Here is a 13,423-nt window from a genome sequence, read left to right on the forward strand (position 1 = left end):
CCCGAGTACGCGTTAGTGTCGAGGTTACTGGCGAGTACCGAAGGAGCTCTCATGACGCAGACCGCTTCGGACAGCGCGCTGTCGGCCGATGGCGAGCAGCGGCGGTTCGCATCACTGGACCCGCGCACGGGTGAGGTCGTCGCACACCACCCGATCCACACGGCTGCCGAGGTCGAGGACGCGGTGTCCTCGGCGCGCGAGGCCGCCGCGTGGTGGGCGGGTCTCGGCTTCGAGGGCCGCAAGACCAAGCTCGACGCGTGGCGCAAGATCCTCTCGCGGCGCTCGGACGAGTTCATCGCGTTGATCAGCTCGGAGACGGGCAAGCCCGCGGACGACTCCCGGGTCGAGGTCGCGCTGGTGATGGACCACCTGCACTGGGCCTCGCGGCACGCCGGTCGTGTGCTGGGCAAGCGCCGGGTTTCCTCGGGCATGCTGATGTTCAACCACAGCGCGACGCTGGAGTACCGGCCGTTGGGCGTCATCGGTGTCATCGGGCCGTGGAACTACCCCGCGCACACGCCGATGGGTTCGATCTCGTACGCACTTTCCGCGGGCAACACCGTGGTGTTCAAGCCGTCGGAGTTCACGCCGGGCGTCGGCACGTTCCTCGCGTCGACGTTCACCGAGGCGGTACCGGAGTACCCGGTGTTCCAGGTGGTCACGGGCTTCGGTGAGACGGGTGCGGCACTGGTCGCCTCGGGTGTCGACAAGATCGCGTTCACCGGTTCCACCCGGACCGGCAAGAAGGTCATGGCCGCCGCCGCGACGTCGCTGACGCCGGTGCTGGTCGAGTGCGGTGGCAAGGACGCGCTGATCGTCGACTCGGACGCCGACCTGACCGCCGCCGCCGAGGCCGCGATCTGGGGTGCGGTGTCCAACGCCGGCCAGACCTGCGCGGGCGTGGAACGGATCTACGTGGCCGAGGACGTCGCCGACGAGTTCACCGAAATCGTGGTGAAGCGGGCGAAGAAGCTCAAGCCGGGCGGCGAGCCGAACGCGAACCTCGGGCCGATCACGATGCCGTCGCAGGTGGAGATCATCCGCGAGCACGTGCAGGACGCGCTGGACCGCGGCGGCAAGGCCCTGGTGGGTGGGCCGGACTCGATCAGGCCGCCGTACGTCGAGCCGGTGGTGCTTGTCGACGTGCCGGAGGACTCGCTGGCGGTCACGGAGGAGACCTTCGGGCCGACCGTGGTGATCAACCGGGTGCCGAACGCGCTGGAGGGCGTGCGGCTCGCGAACCAGTCGAAGTACGGGCTGGGTGCCGCCGTGTTCTCGAAGTCGCGTGGCGAGGAGCTGGCCGCCGAGTTGCGGGTCGGGATGGTGTCGGTCAACTCCGTGCTGACCTACGCGGCGATTCCCGGGCTGCCCTTTGGCGGTGTCGGCGACTCCGGGTTCGGGCGCATCCACGGTGAGGACGGGCTGCGCGAGTTCGCCTACGCCAAGGCCGTGACGAAGCTGAAGTTCAAGTCGCTGATCAACATGGCGACGTTCGACAGGCCGTCCATGGCGGGCAAGCAGATGCTGCGCCTCGCGCGGACGCTCTTCGGCCGCTGAGGCGCCGAAGAGCATCCGCCCGGGTGTCTCAGACGCCGAGCTGCTTCTTCATGTCGTCCAGGACGACGTCCGCGGCGAGCACGCCGAGGCCGAGGAAGTAGGTCTCGTCGAGGACCGGCTTCGCCTTGCCCGCCTTGACGGCGTTCAGGCCGCTCCACAGCGGGCCGCCGACGACGGCGCCCGTCGCGGTCTTGGCCGGGTCGCCGTAGGTGGAGTAGAGGATGAAGTCGCCGTCCGCCTTGCTGATCTGCTCCGCGCTGACCTCGGCGGCCAGGTCGTCCACCTGGGACGAGGTCGGCTGGCCGATCTTGGCGTCGATCAGGATCGTGCCGATGAACGACTTCTTGGCGTAGAGGCGGATGCGACCGGGCATGAAGCGCAGCGCCGTCACCGTCGGGCGCACGCCGAGCTTCTTCTCGATGGCGTTGCCGGTCTCGGTGGCCTTGTTCGTGTAGTCCTCGAGCATCTTCGCGGCGTCGGCCTGGCGGTCGAGCGCGGCGGCGTTGAGGAGGAAGTTCTCCTTCCACACGTAGCCGGGGCGCACGCTGAACACCGTCGGCGCGATCGCCGCGAGCTTCGGGTAGAGGGCCTCCGCGCGCAGCTGCGAGCCCAGGATGAGGTCCGGGTTCAGCTTCGTGATCGCTTCGAGGTTGAGGTTGTTGGTCGTGCCGACGTTCTCCGGCGTGCCGCCCTTGTCGCCGATGTAGGACGGCATGGTCGGCGAGCCGTCGGTGTAGGCGATGCCGACCGGCTTGATGCCGAGCGCCACGACGTTGTCGAGCTCGCCGGTGTCGAGCACGATCACCCGTTCGGGTTTCTTCTCGAGCTTGGTCTCACCCATCGCGTGCTTGATCGTGCGGGGGAACTCGCCGGGCTTCTGCGTCGTGCCGAAACCGTTGCTCAGTTCGTACGCCTTGCCGAAGTCCTCGCCACCTTGGGCGACGGTCGGCTTGTCCGGCGTGCTGGAGCAGGCGGTCAGGGTCAGGGCGACTGCTACGAGCAGCGCTGCTCTCTTCGACACGACGTTGTTCCTCCACTACGGAACGTGATGTTGACCTGCATTTCTTAGGGCGGCCTAACGGTACGCGGGTCCTTTGCCAGTTCCGAGTGTCAGACCCCCGGAGTAAGAAGGAACACGGCACCGACTCCTCGGGAGGGCTGTTCGATGAAGAAGATCATCAACGATCCGGAAACCGTGGTGCAGGACGCACTGCGGGGAATGCAGGCAGCCCATTCCGATCTGCTGACCGTGCACTACGACCCGGCCGTCGTCGTGCGCGCGGACGCGCCGGTGCGGGGCAAGGTCGCGATCATCTCGGGTGGAGGGTCGGGCCACGAACCGTTGCACGGCGGGTTCGTCGGGCGCGGCATGCTCGACGCGGCCTGTCCGGGCCCGGTGTTCACGTCGCCGACGTCGGACCAGGTGGTCGACGCCGTGTCGCGGACGGACGGTGGCGCGGGCGCGTTGCTGATCGTGAAGAACTACACCGGCGACGTGCTGAACTTCGAGATGGCCGCCGAGCTCGCGGAGTCGGAGGTCAGGTCCGTCGTGATCGACGACGACGTGGCGGTGAAGGACTCGCTGTACACGGCAGGGCGTCGCGGCGTCGGCGGCACGGTGCTGCTGGAGAAGATCGTGGGCGCGGCGGCCGAGCGCGGTGCTGATCTGGCCGCCTGCGAGGCGCTGGCGTTACGGGTGATCGCGTCGGTGCGGTCGATGGGCCTCGCGCTGACCGCGTGCACGGTGCCGCACGTGGGTTCGCCGTCGTTCGAGCTGGCCGACGACGAGATGGAGATCGGCATCGGCATCCACGGCGAGCCGGGCCGGCAGAAGGTGCACGCCGGTACCGCCGCGGAGATGGTCTCGGCGTTGCTCGACCCGATCCTGGAAGACCTGCCGTTCGCGTCAGGTGATCGGGTGCTGCTCTTCACGAACGGGATGGGGGGGACACCGCTGCTGGAGCTGTACCTGGCGCACGGCATCGCGGAGCAGTTGCTGGCTGATCGGGGGATCACGGTGGAACGAAGGCTGGTCGGTCCGTACATCACGAGCCTGGAGATGCAGGGCATGAGTCTCACGCTGCTCCGTCTCGACGACGAGATGGTCGAGCTGTGGGACGCGCCGGTCCACACGCCGGCACTGCGGTGGGGAGTCTGAGGTGGGCTGCACGGCAGCGGACGTCGTGGCGGCCCTGCGAGCCGCCGCGGCCGTCGTCCAGGAGCACCGCGACGAACTGGTGCGCCTGGACCAGGCGATCGGCGACGCCGACCACGGCGAGAACATGAAGCGCGGCTTCACCGCGCTGCTGTCCCGTTTGGACACCGAGCCACCCGACACGCCCGCCAAGGTGCTGAAGCTGGCCGCCACGACGTTGATCTCGACGGTCGGCGGCGCGGCGGGCCCGTTGTACGGCACCGCTTTCCTGCGCGCGTCAGCCGCGGTGGGCGATGCGGCCGAACTGGACCGCGACGCGGTGGCCCGAGCCCTGCAGGCCGCACTCGACGGCGTGGTCGCGCGCGGCAAGGCCGTGGTGGGTGACAAGACGATGGTCGACGCCCTGACCCCGGCCGTCACCGCCGCGGCGTGCGCCGAGGGCACGGTGGCCGCCACCCTCTCCGCAGCCGCCGACGCGGCGGCGGAGGGCGCTTCCTCGACCGTGCCGATGGTGGCGCGCAAGGGCCGCGCCTCCTACCTCGGTGAGCGCAGCGCCGGCCACATGGATCCAGGCGCGAGGTCGACGGAGTTGCTGTTGCGCGCCTTCGCGGACGCGGCGGCCAAGGCATGACGGCGGCGGTACCTGCGAGCCGAGTGGGCCTGGTGGTCGTCTCGCACAGCGACATGCTGGCCAACGGCGTGGCGGAACTGGCCGTCCAGATGGCCCCGGACGTCGCGGTGCTCCCCGTGGGCGGCACCGAGGAAGGCGGCTTGGGCACCGACTACGGCGCGGTGGTCGAAGCCCTGGCCGACGCAGACTCGGGCGCGGGCGTGGTCGTGCTCTACGACCTGGGCAGCGCCAAGATGACGGCGGAGATGGCCGTCGAGTCGGCGGACGACCCCTCGCGCTACTCGGTGGTGGACGCCCCCTTGGTGGAAGGCGCGGTGGCGGCAGCCGTAGCCGCCCAGGGAGGCGCCCCGTTACCCGACGTGGCGAGTGCCGCCGAAGGTGCCTCAGGAGAGGCCCCGGTGGCCGCGCCCAGCCGCCCGGCGCTGCACCTGGTGCCGGACGCCGTGTCGGCAGAAGTGTTGCTGACCAACGAGGTGGGCCTTCACGCCCGCCCAGCAGCCCTGCTCGCCCGCACGGTCGCGGAACTGGATGCCGACGTGGTGGTCCGCTACGGCGATGAGGAGGCGAACGCGGCAAGCGTGCTGGCCCTGATGGGCCTGAGCGCACCCGGCGGCAAGTCGATCACCGTGGTGGCCACGGGCAAGGATGCGGGGGAGGCGGTGCGCCGCATCGAGGAGCTGGCGGCGAGGGGTTTCGACGACTGACGCCGGTCGTCGGCGTGGCGATCGGGCTGTGCGGCAGTCCTGGCCGGCGGTGATCGGCGGCGGGGAGCGGCGGCGGGGAGCGGCGCGGCGGGGGTCTGCGTGGCGGGAGTTTGCGTGGCGGGAGGCTGTCGCGTGGTGAGTTGCTGTCGCGTGGCTGCAGGGACGTGATGAAGCTGCGGGTTGCCACCCGCCGTCCCCGATGTGCAGTGCGCGCTGGTGGCCGGTGCGCTCTCTGGGGTTGTGACCCGCCCTGCACCGTGATCCGGCCGCCTCAGTTCGGCGCGATCCACCCTTGCCCCCGAGGCCCACCCTCCCCGAGACCCACTTCGGTGAAGTCCAACCCCGCTGCGGTCCGTTCCCGCCGCGGCCCGCCCTTCCCGCGGCTCGCCCTTCCCGCCCGCCCGGCTCGCCGCCCGCCCGGCTCGCTGCCCAACACGGCCCCGACCAAGCCGCCGCCCCCTCAGATGGCGGAACCCTCCGTTCCCCCACAAGGGTTCATCAGGCAAAAGGCCGGTTCCAGGCGTTTGCTAGACCGATAACTGTTTCGATCCCGATGGCGAAGCTCACGACGCCCGGCGGCGCTGGGAGTGGCATAGTCGCCCGCAAGTTACTCCTTGGTAGCCCACGCTTTACCCCGCAGGGAGGTCTGCAGTGGCGCGCGAAATCAACACCGTCGGAGTCGTCGGCTTCGGAACCATGGGCGCGGGCATCGTGGAGGTACTCGCGCGCACCGGGCTCACCGTGAAGGTGGTGGAAGTCGACGCGGCCGGCGTCGAGCGCGGTCTCGGGCACCTCGAGCACTCGACGCAGCGGGCCGTGAAGCGGGAGAAGCTGACCGCGGACGAGAGCGCGGCGCTGCACGGCAGGGTCACCACGAGCCTCGACCTGAGCAGCCTCGCGGACTGCGACCTCGTCATCGAGGCGGTGCCGGAGAGCATCGAGCTCAAGGCGCGGATCTTCAAGGACCTCGACGAGGTCCTGAAGCCCGAGGCGATCATCGCGTCCAACACGTCGTCGTTGTCGATCACCGAGATCGGTGTCGTGACGAAGCGGCCCGGCAAGGTCGTCGGCCTGCACTTCTTCAACCCCACGCAGGTCCTCAAGCTGGTCGAGGTCGTGCGCACGGTCGTCACGGAGCCGGACGTGATCACCGACGTGGTCGCGTTCACCGAGAGGCTGGGCAAGTCGCCGGTCGTGATCGGGGACAGGGCGGGTTTCATCGCGAACGCCCTCCTCTTCCCCTACCTCAACCACGCCGTGAAGATGCTGGAGTCCAAGTACGCGACGCGCGAGGACCTCGACGCGGCCATGCGGTACGGGTGCGGTTACCCGATGGGACCGTTGGCACTGCTGGACCTCATCGGTCTCGACACCGCGTACGAGATCCTCGACACGATGTACCACCAGTCGCGCAACCGGTTGCACTCGCCGGCTCCGCTGCTGAAGCAGATGATCACGGCCGGTCTGCTCGGCAGGAAGACCGGGCGCGGTTTCTACACCTACGACGGGCCTGATTCGCCGGTCGTCGTCGAGGACGTGCACACGCCGTCCGAAGTGGACAGCGCGACGCAGGCGCGTGAGGTCCAGCGGGTCGGTGTCATCGGCACCGGCACGATGGCCACGGGCATCGCCGAGGTGTTCGCCAAGCGCGGGTACGACGTGGTGCTGCGGGCGCGCGGTCTGGACAAGGCCGAGAAGGCGATCGGCGCCGTCCGCAAGTCGCTCGACCGCGCGGTCAGCAAGGGCAAGCTCTCCGAGGCGGACCGCGACGCGACGCTCGCCCGCATCTCGCCCGCCGTGGAGTTCGTGGAACTGGCGGACTGCGACCTGGTCGTCGAGGCGGTGGCCGAGGAGATCGGGATCAAGAAGGAGGTCTTCGCGGCGCTCGACGAGGTGTGCAAGCCCGGTGCGGTGCTCGCGACGACCACGTCCTCGCTGCCGGTCATCGAGGTCGCGGCGGCCACCAGCAGGCCGGCGGACGTCGTGGGCCTGCACTTCTTCAACCCCGCGCAGGTCATGAAGCTGGTGGAGATCGTGGAGACGATCTCCACGGGCGCCGACGTGGTCGCGACGGCCCGCAAGATCTGCCTCGACCTCGGCAAGCACCCGGTGCACTGCGGCGACGTGGCCGGCTTCATCGTCAACGCGCTGCTCTTCCCGTACCTGAACGACGCGGTGAAGATGCTGGAGGCCCACTACGCGGAGGCCGACGACATCGACAACGCGATGAAGGTCGGCTGCGGTCTGCCGATGGGACCGTTCGCGCTGCTCGACGTGGTGGGTCTGGACGTGTCGCTGGCGATTCAGCGCACGCTCTACAACGAGTTCCGCGAGCCCGGCTTCGCGCCGGCGCCGTTGCTGGAGCACCTGGTCACGGCCGGTCGTCTGGGCCGCAAGACCGGCAAGGGCTTCCGCGACTACTCGTGAGCCGCTCACAGGGGCACCATGTCGCGTCTGGCATGGTGGGAGCCATGCGGCGACTGGTGCTCCTGTTGGCTGTCCTCGTGCTCGCGTCCGGATGTGCGCGTGCGGTCGTCGAGGGCAGTCCGGTCGCGCAGGCCCCGCTCGACGTGACCTCTCCGTTCGACAAGGAGGGGTCGACGGACCCGAGCGCCGAGCCCGGTGAGTCCGAGGATCCGGAGACCGCGCCGATCGACGGCGAGATCACGCCCCACTGCGCCAAGCTGAAGTGGACGGACCTGCCCTACCCCGGTGCCAAGGCCGAAACGCCGCCCACGCAGATCAACTACGACTCGACGTTCGAGGAGTCGTGCCGCTGGACGACGAAGATCGACGGCGTCGAAGTCGGTGTCTCCCTGCGCTTCCGGGAGGGCACGCCGATCAAGATCGAGCGCACCACCGGCGACTGGGACGTGAAGGGCCACAAGGTCTCGTACCTGAACCGCACGGGCGAGCAGGACGTCGAACCGTCGTGCGTGCTCGCCCTGCCCTACAGCGGTGGCGGGCTCGGCATCATCGTCATCGACTCGAGCGGCAAGTTCGGCGACGTCTGCGAGCAGGGCCGCAAGGTCGCCGAGGTCATGATCGACCGCGAGACGTCCTAGTCCTGTACCGCGGTTCGCCAGGGCTTCAGCTTCTCCGGGTTGCGCACCGCCCAGATCCTGGTGATCTGGTCGTTCTCCACCTCGAGAGCAGCCACCGTCACCGCGACACCGTCATAGGTCGCCACCAGGCCGGGCCTGCCGTTGACCGTCCTGGTGAGGATCGTCAGATCCGGCGCGATCTTCCCGATGCCGATGAGGTAGCGGGCGATCTGCTCGCGGCCTTCCACCGGCTCCAGCACCGTGCCGACCTGGCCGCCGCCGTCGGCGATCATGATGGCGGCCGGGTCCAGCAAGGCGATCAGGGCCTGGATGTCCTGCGCTTCCCAGGCTTGTTTGAAATCTCGCACCACGTCCGCCTGCCGCGCGGCCGGGATCTCGTCGCGCTGCGATGCGCGAATCCTCCGTCGCGCGGACGTGGCCAGTTGCCGGCACGCCGCAGGGCTCCTGCCGACGATGTGCGCGACCTCCGCGAACGGGAACCGGTAGACGTCGTGCAGCACGAAGCTGACCCGTTCCGCCGGAGTCATCTGCTCCAGCACCACCAGGAACGCCATGGTGACCGACTCGTCGAGGGTGACGCGGTCCGCCGGATCGGGCCCGCCGCCCCATTCCTCGCGGTCCGGGAGAGGCTCCGGGATCCACTCACCGACGTAGCGCTCCCGCCTGACCCTGGCCGACCCCAGCACGTCCAGGCAGATGCGGCCGGCCACCCTCGTCAGCCACGCTCCCGGGGACTCGATGGTGTCCCGCTGGTCCGGTGACAGCGCGTACCACCGCGCGTAGGTCTCCTGCAGCACGTCCTCGGCGTCGGCCAGTGAACCCAGCAGGCGGTAGGCGAGGTTCAGCAGTTGCCGCTGTTCGCTCACGATCGCGTGCACACCAGAATCAGCCAAGGCCCCCCGCCTCACATTTCCGGATGCTGCGTCGTCGGACTGTCATGGCCACGCAAACCACGGCGAAGCCCGCCAGCGTCAAGCTCCTGCACGCCACCGTCGCGCTGCAGACCGCAGCCGTCTTCCTCCAGTCCGTCACCGCGGGGTTGATGATGACCCTCCCGTACGGGCACGTCCTGCACAGCGCCGGCTCGTACACGTTGTGGGTCGTCACGGTCGTCCACGTCGTCGTCGCGGTTCTCGCGTGGCGGCCGGGCGGCGGATCACCTCAGCCCATCTGGTACGCGGCAGGCTTTCTGGCGCTGATCACCGCCCAGGTCTTCAGCGGCCTCCTCCACCTCACGGCGCTGCACGTTCCCCTCGCCGCGGCACTGCTCGTCGCCAGCGTGGTCTACCTCTTCAAGTTCCGGCGCTAGCCGCAGCAACCTCCACCGCAACAACCGCCGCCACCACCACCGGGCGCGGCCTGCTGCGTGCCGCCGATACCGGCCATGGACAGCAGCTTCACCGTGTCGGGATGGCCCTCGGGGCAGCTCGCAGGCGAGGACGACTCGCTCATCGGGCGCTGCACGTCGAAGGTGTCGTCGCAGGTTCGGCAACGGAACTCGTAGGTCGGCACGCCCTGATTCTACGAGCGGTTAACGTGTTGTCGTGCCACGTCGTAACAGCCCCAAGCCAGACGACTCCCGTCCCCTCGGCGGGGGTGTGGGCTGGGCGCGCACCGAGTCGGGCCCGGACGGCGACTGGCTGGTCCGCGCCATCTCGGGCGCGCAGGCGCAGAAGACCTACCGCTGTCCCGGCTGCGACCACGAGATCCGCCCCGGCGTCGCACACGTCGTGGCGTGGCCCGCCAGGGAGACGGGCTCGGTGGAGGAACGCCGGCACTGGCACCAGGCGTGCTGGAACTCGCGCGGCCGGCGATGGCCGGCCGCGCGCCGCTGGTAGTCGCTAGACCCCGATCTGCTCGCGCCACCGTTCGAGCCGGAAGCGGAACTCGTCCGGCTGCTCGACGGGCGGCAGGTGGCCCGCGCCCTCGATGCGTTCGCTCGTGGAGTGCATCAGCGTCACGGCGAGCTTCGCGGCCACGTCGGGCGGCGTGAGCTTGTCGTGTTCGCCCACGAGCACCAGGGACGGGACGTTCAGCGACTCCAGCACGTCCGTCGAGTCCGGCCGCTTCGCCATCGCGCGCTGCCACCACGCCACGTCCTCGGCCTGCTGCTCGAGGATCATGGTGCGCACCGACGCCCGCGCCGTGTCCGAGGCGTCCGGGCTGAGCAGGTTCGGCAGCATCGCGTCCGCCAGCCACTCGCCGACGCCCTCGCGTTCGACGCGGTCCGCCATCGCGTGGCGGTTCGCGGCCGCCTCCGGCGTGTCCGCGGTGTGCTTGGTGTCGACGAAAACCAGGCCCTTGACGCGTTCCGGCGCACGCCTGAGCAACGCCATCGCCACGTAGCCGCCCATCGAGCAGCCGCCGAGCACGACGCGGTCCAGCTTCCGTTCGTCGAGCACACCGAGCACCTGTGCGGCGACGGTGTCGAGATCGGGTTCACCGCTGCCGCGCAGCGACGGCGTCAGCGCGCCCGGCACGTCCCACATCCGCGCGTCGAGCGGAAAGGCGTGCAGCAGCACCAGGTCGTCCATCAGCTCTCCCACTCCGGCGCCAGCACCGACCACACCTCGAGGTCCTGACGAACCCCGCGGTGCAGGAAGTACGAGCGCAGCACCCCGTCCCTGCTCATCCCGAGCCGCCGCGCGACCGCGATGCTGGGTGCGTTCGCCGACGACACCAGCCACTCAACCCGATGCACGCCGCGCTCGCGAATCACCCAGTCGATGAGGACCTTCGACGCCCGCGTGACCAGCCCCTTGCCGGTGGCGGCCGGCTCCAGCCAGCACCCGACCTCGGCGCGGCCCTGCGGGACGTCCATCACGCGCAGCAGCACGCCGCCGACCAGCTTGTCGTCCAGCCAGATCCCGAAGATCCGCCCGGTGTCGGCCGCAGCCTTGTCCGCGTAGCCCTGCAGGAGCTCGCGCGTGCTCTCCAGGTCTTTCGCCTTGTCCGCGAACCCGATGTGCTGCCCGATGAACTCCCGGCCGCGCTCCATGTGCGCGAAGAACTCCTCGGCCTGCCACGGTTCCAGCGGCCTGAGCTCGGCACCCTCTGTGCCCAGCGCTTTCACGAACATCCTGTTCCCCCAAGATGGTGTGTTGTGACGACGCGAATCGTATTGGTGCGCCACGCGCAGTCCGTGCCGCCGCCCTTCGGCGTGCCCGACGACGACCGGCGCCCGCTGACGCCGGCGGGCGTGGAGGCGGCGAAGTCGTTGGCCGAGCGCCTCGTCGCGTACGAGCCGGCGGCGGTGCTGTCGAGCCCGCAGTTGCGCGCGGTGCAGACCGTCACACCGGCGGCCGATGCGCTGGGTCTTGCGGTGACGACGTGGCCCGAGCTGCGGGAGTGGGAGTCGGGGCTGCTGCCGAGCGCGGACTGGGAGGACCGGTACGCCCGCAGCTGGGCTCATCCGGGAACCGCGCACGGGGCGGGGGAGAGCCTCGACGCGCTGACCTCGCGGGCCGGGAAAGCGTTGGCGCGCATGGCCGGGGAGTACCCGGACGTGACGGTGCTGGTGGGGTCGCACGGGACGTTTCTGACGCGTGCGCTGATCGCGGCGGGGTGCCGCATGGACTGGGCGTTCTGCCGTGCGCTGCCGATGCCGGCGGTCTACGAGATCATGCGCTGACCTGCGCGGACGCGGAATTGTCGGTGCTGGCTGGGATAATTGAAATCAGGGGTCCCCCTGGGCGGGGGACCCCTGCGTGAGCTTGGTGGCGGCAGGATTTCCCAGCGGCTGCGTGCTACCGCGTGCGGTTGGACGGCTGGAGACTTGGGCTGCGTGCTACCGCGTGCGGTTGGACGGCAGGAGACCTGGCTACCTGCCGCCGCGTGAGCTTCTGGGATCAGGACTTCTTGGCGGTCTGCGGGCGCGCGAGTTGTGCCGTGGGGCCGTCGACCTGAGATGCCTGAGCCTGGGGAGCCGGTGCCTTCGGAGCCGGTACCGGCTTGTTCGGCGCGGCGGGCGCGGCCTGCTGAACCGGAGACGCCTGCTTCGCAGGAGCCGGCGCCTGGGCTGGCTTGGCCTGTGCCGGAGCGCCCGACCCCTGTGTGGGAGCAGCCTGGCCCTGCGTGGGAGCAGCCTGGCCCTGCGTGGGAGCAGCCTGGCCCTGCGTGGGAGCAGCCTGACCCTGCGCGGGAGCAGCCTGACCCTGCGCGGGAGCAGCCTGTGCCTGGCCGCTCGAACCCTGTGCCTGGCCGCCCGACCCCTGTGCCGGAGCGGTCTTTGCCTGGCCAGTCGGCGCCTGGGCCGGAGTGCCCGGCCCCTGCGGCGCGGCAGCGGGCGCCGCCGGCTTCTCCTCGTCCACCGGGTCGAGCAGCGGCACGACCTCCTGCAGCGCCGTCCGCACGTTGTGGAGCTGGTGCGACAGGCGGTTGCGGAGGTTGCGGAGCTGTTCGACGCGCTGCGTGGCGGCGGTGGTGCGGCGGTTGGCTTCCTCGGTGGCCTCGCGCACGCGGCGGTTCGACTCGTCGGTCGCTTCCTGGATGCGTGCGGTGGCCTCGGTGATCGCGTCGTGGCGGCGGCGGTTCGCCTCTTCGGTGGCCTCGCGGACTCGGCGTTCCGCGTCGGCCTTCGAGGTGGTCTGCTCCTGCGCGATCGCGGCGCGGACGCGGGCGGCCTCCTCGGCGGCCTCGCGCATGCGGCGGTCGGCCTCGTTCTTGGAGGCGGCTTCCTGGGCTGCCAGCGTCGCCATCGCCTCGGAGCGGCGGGCGGCCATCGCGATCTCGAAGTCCTCTTCGACGGTCACGCGGCGCTGCTCGGACTCGTCGGCGATCTTGCGGGCGGCGCTCTCGGCCTCGGAGACGATCTTCTCGGCCTCGTTGCGCGCCGTCTCCAGCACGCCCTTGTGCTCGGCCTCCATGGCCGCGCGGCGCTCGTCCAGTTCGGCGATCAGCGTTTCGTAGCGCTGGCGCAGCACACCCGCGTCGGCTTCCGCCTTGGCGCGGATGTGCCCGCCCTCGGCTTCGGCACGGGCCTTGATCTCGTTGGCCTCGTCCTGGGCCAGCCGCAGCATGCGCTGGAGGCGCTCGGAGAGCCCCTCCAGCGTCGTCGGCGGCAGTGACAGGCGCTCCACCTGGTTGCGCATCTCGGTGATCTCCGAGCGTGCGGCTTCCAGCTGGCGCGCCAGGTCGGACGTCTGGGACACGGCGGCATCGCGGTCCGCGGCGAGCAGCCGCAGGTCCGAGTCGAGGCGTTCGAGATGATCCTCGACCTGAGCGCGGTCGTAACCGCGCTTGACGATGTCGAAGCCGGATCCCAGTGGGACGAGGTCACGGTCGTCGGCGAGGCCCATGCCCCTCACGCTAC

General features: G+C 70.0%; 15 protein-coding genes. 9 read left to right on the top strand and 6 right to left on the bottom strand.

Annotated elements, in window-relative coordinates:
• Positions 1-51 precede the first annotated feature (51 nt).
• Positions 52-1,557 (top strand): aldehyde dehydrogenase family protein, encoded by a 1,506-nt coding sequence (locus tag SK571_RS29950; protein ID WP_319987423.1) that lies wholly within the window; start codon positions 52-54, stop codon positions 1,555-1,557.
• 28 nt (positions 1,558-1,585) lie between these two features.
• On the opposite strand, the gene SK571_RS29955 is transcribed toward SK571_RS29950, so the two are convergent.
• Positions 1,586-2,578, bottom strand: coding sequence for an ABC transporter substrate-binding protein (locus SK571_RS29955; protein ID WP_319987424.1), 993 nt, complete (start codon positions 2,576-2,578; stop codon positions 1,586-1,588).
• 144 nt (positions 2,579-2,722) lie between these two features.
• Here SK571_RS29955 and dhaK point away from each other — a divergent pair, with 144 nt between their 5' ends.
• The 5 genes from dhaK to SK571_RS29980 all read left to right on the top strand — a co-directional run bounded on the left by dhaK (position 2,723) and on the right by SK571_RS29980 (position 8,112).
• Positions 2,723-3,715 carry a dihydroxyacetone kinase subunit DhaK gene (gene dhaK, locus SK571_RS29960; protein WP_319987425.1) on the top strand — a complete coding sequence of 331 codons (993 nt, stop codon included), beginning with the start codon at positions 2,723-2,725 and terminating at the stop codon, positions 3,713-3,715.
• A 1-nt stretch (position 3,716) separates the two neighbouring features.
• On the top strand, positions 3,717-4,343 hold the full coding sequence (gene dhaL, locus SK571_RS29965; protein ID WP_319987426.1) for a dihydroxyacetone kinase subunit DhaL: 627 nt from the start codon (positions 3,717-3,719) through the stop codon (positions 4,341-4,343).
• A complete protein-coding gene (gene dhaM / locus SK571_RS29970; protein ID WP_319987427.1) occupies positions 4,340-5,047 on the top strand; it encodes a dihydroxyacetone kinase phosphoryl donor subunit DhaM in 708 nt (235 codons plus the stop codon). The genes dhaL and dhaM overlap by 4 nt, the downstream gene beginning before the upstream one ends.
• Positions 5,048-5,698: 651 nt before the next feature.
• Complete coding sequence (locus tag SK571_RS29975) at positions 5,699-7,474, top strand: 3-hydroxyacyl-CoA dehydrogenase family protein (protein WP_319987428.1); 1,776 nt, start codon at positions 5,699-5,701, stop codon at positions 7,472-7,474.
• Between the two features lie 44 nt (positions 7,475-7,518).
• Positions 7,519-8,112 carry a DUF3558 family protein gene (locus SK571_RS29980; protein WP_319987429.1) on the top strand — a complete coding sequence of 198 codons (594 nt, stop codon included), beginning with the start codon at positions 7,519-7,521 and terminating at the stop codon, positions 8,110-8,112.
• On the opposite strand, the gene sigJ is transcribed toward SK571_RS29980, so the two are convergent.
• Positions 8,109-8,981: an RNA polymerase sigma factor SigJ gene (sigJ, locus tag SK571_RS29985; protein WP_319987471.1), complete on the bottom strand. Its 873-nt coding sequence runs from the start codon at positions 8,979-8,981 to the stop codon at positions 8,109-8,111. The two genes, SK571_RS29980 and sigJ, sit on opposite strands and share 4 nt — an antisense overlap.
• A gap of 68 nt (positions 8,982-9,049) precedes the next feature.
• On the opposite strand from sigJ, the gene SK571_RS29990 reads away from it, so the two are divergent.
• A complete protein-coding gene (locus SK571_RS29990) occupies positions 9,050-9,421 on the top strand; it encodes a hypothetical protein (protein ID WP_319987430.1) in 372 nt (123 codons plus the stop codon).
• Here SK571_RS29990 and SK571_RS29995 read toward each other — a convergent pair.
• Positions 9,418-9,624, bottom strand: a complete 207-nt coding sequence (locus SK571_RS29995) for an FmdB family zinc ribbon protein (RefSeq protein ID WP_319987431.1) — start codon at positions 9,622-9,624, stop codon at positions 9,418-9,420. The genes SK571_RS29990 and SK571_RS29995 overlap by 4 nt on opposite strands.
• Before the next feature lie 32 nt (positions 9,625-9,656).
• Between SK571_RS29995 and SK571_RS30000 the strand changes: the two genes are divergently transcribed.
• Positions 9,657-9,950 (top strand): hypothetical protein, encoded by a 294-nt coding sequence (locus SK571_RS30000; protein WP_319987432.1) that lies wholly within the window; start codon positions 9,657-9,659, stop codon positions 9,948-9,950.
• Between the two features lie 3 nt (positions 9,951-9,953).
• Here the strand turns inward: SK571_RS30000 and SK571_RS30005 are convergent, their stop codons facing one another.
• Together SK571_RS30005 and SK571_RS30010 are read right to left on the bottom strand one after the other, a co-directional pair.
• Positions 9,954-10,646: an alpha/beta fold hydrolase gene (locus SK571_RS30005; protein ID WP_319987433.1), complete on the bottom strand. Its 693-nt coding sequence runs from the start codon at positions 10,644-10,646 to the stop codon at positions 9,954-9,956.
• Positions 10,646-11,191, bottom strand: a complete 546-nt coding sequence (locus tag SK571_RS30010; RefSeq protein WP_319987434.1) for a GNAT family N-acetyltransferase — start codon at positions 11,189-11,191, stop codon at positions 10,646-10,648. The genes SK571_RS30005 and SK571_RS30010 overlap by 1 nt, the downstream gene beginning before the upstream one ends.
• Before the next feature lie 24 nt (positions 11,192-11,215).
• Here SK571_RS30010 and SK571_RS30015 point away from each other — a divergent pair, with 24 nt between their 5' ends.
• A complete protein-coding gene (locus SK571_RS30015; RefSeq protein WP_319987435.1) occupies positions 11,216-11,743 on the top strand; it encodes a histidine phosphatase family protein in 528 nt (175 codons plus the stop codon).
• A gap of 217 nt (positions 11,744-11,960) precedes the next feature.
• On the opposite strand, the gene SK571_RS30020 is transcribed toward SK571_RS30015, so the two are convergent.
• Entirely contained in the window at positions 11,961-13,409 is a 1,449-nt protein-coding gene (locus tag SK571_RS30020) for a chromosome segregation protein (RefSeq protein WP_406602054.1), read from the bottom strand.
• Positions 13,410-13,423 lie beyond the last annotated feature (14 nt).

The organism is Lentzea kristufekii, assembly GCF_033949925.1.
Classification (GTDB): Bacteria; Actinomycetota; Actinomycetes; order Mycobacteriales; family Pseudonocardiaceae; genus Lentzea; species Lentzea kristufekii.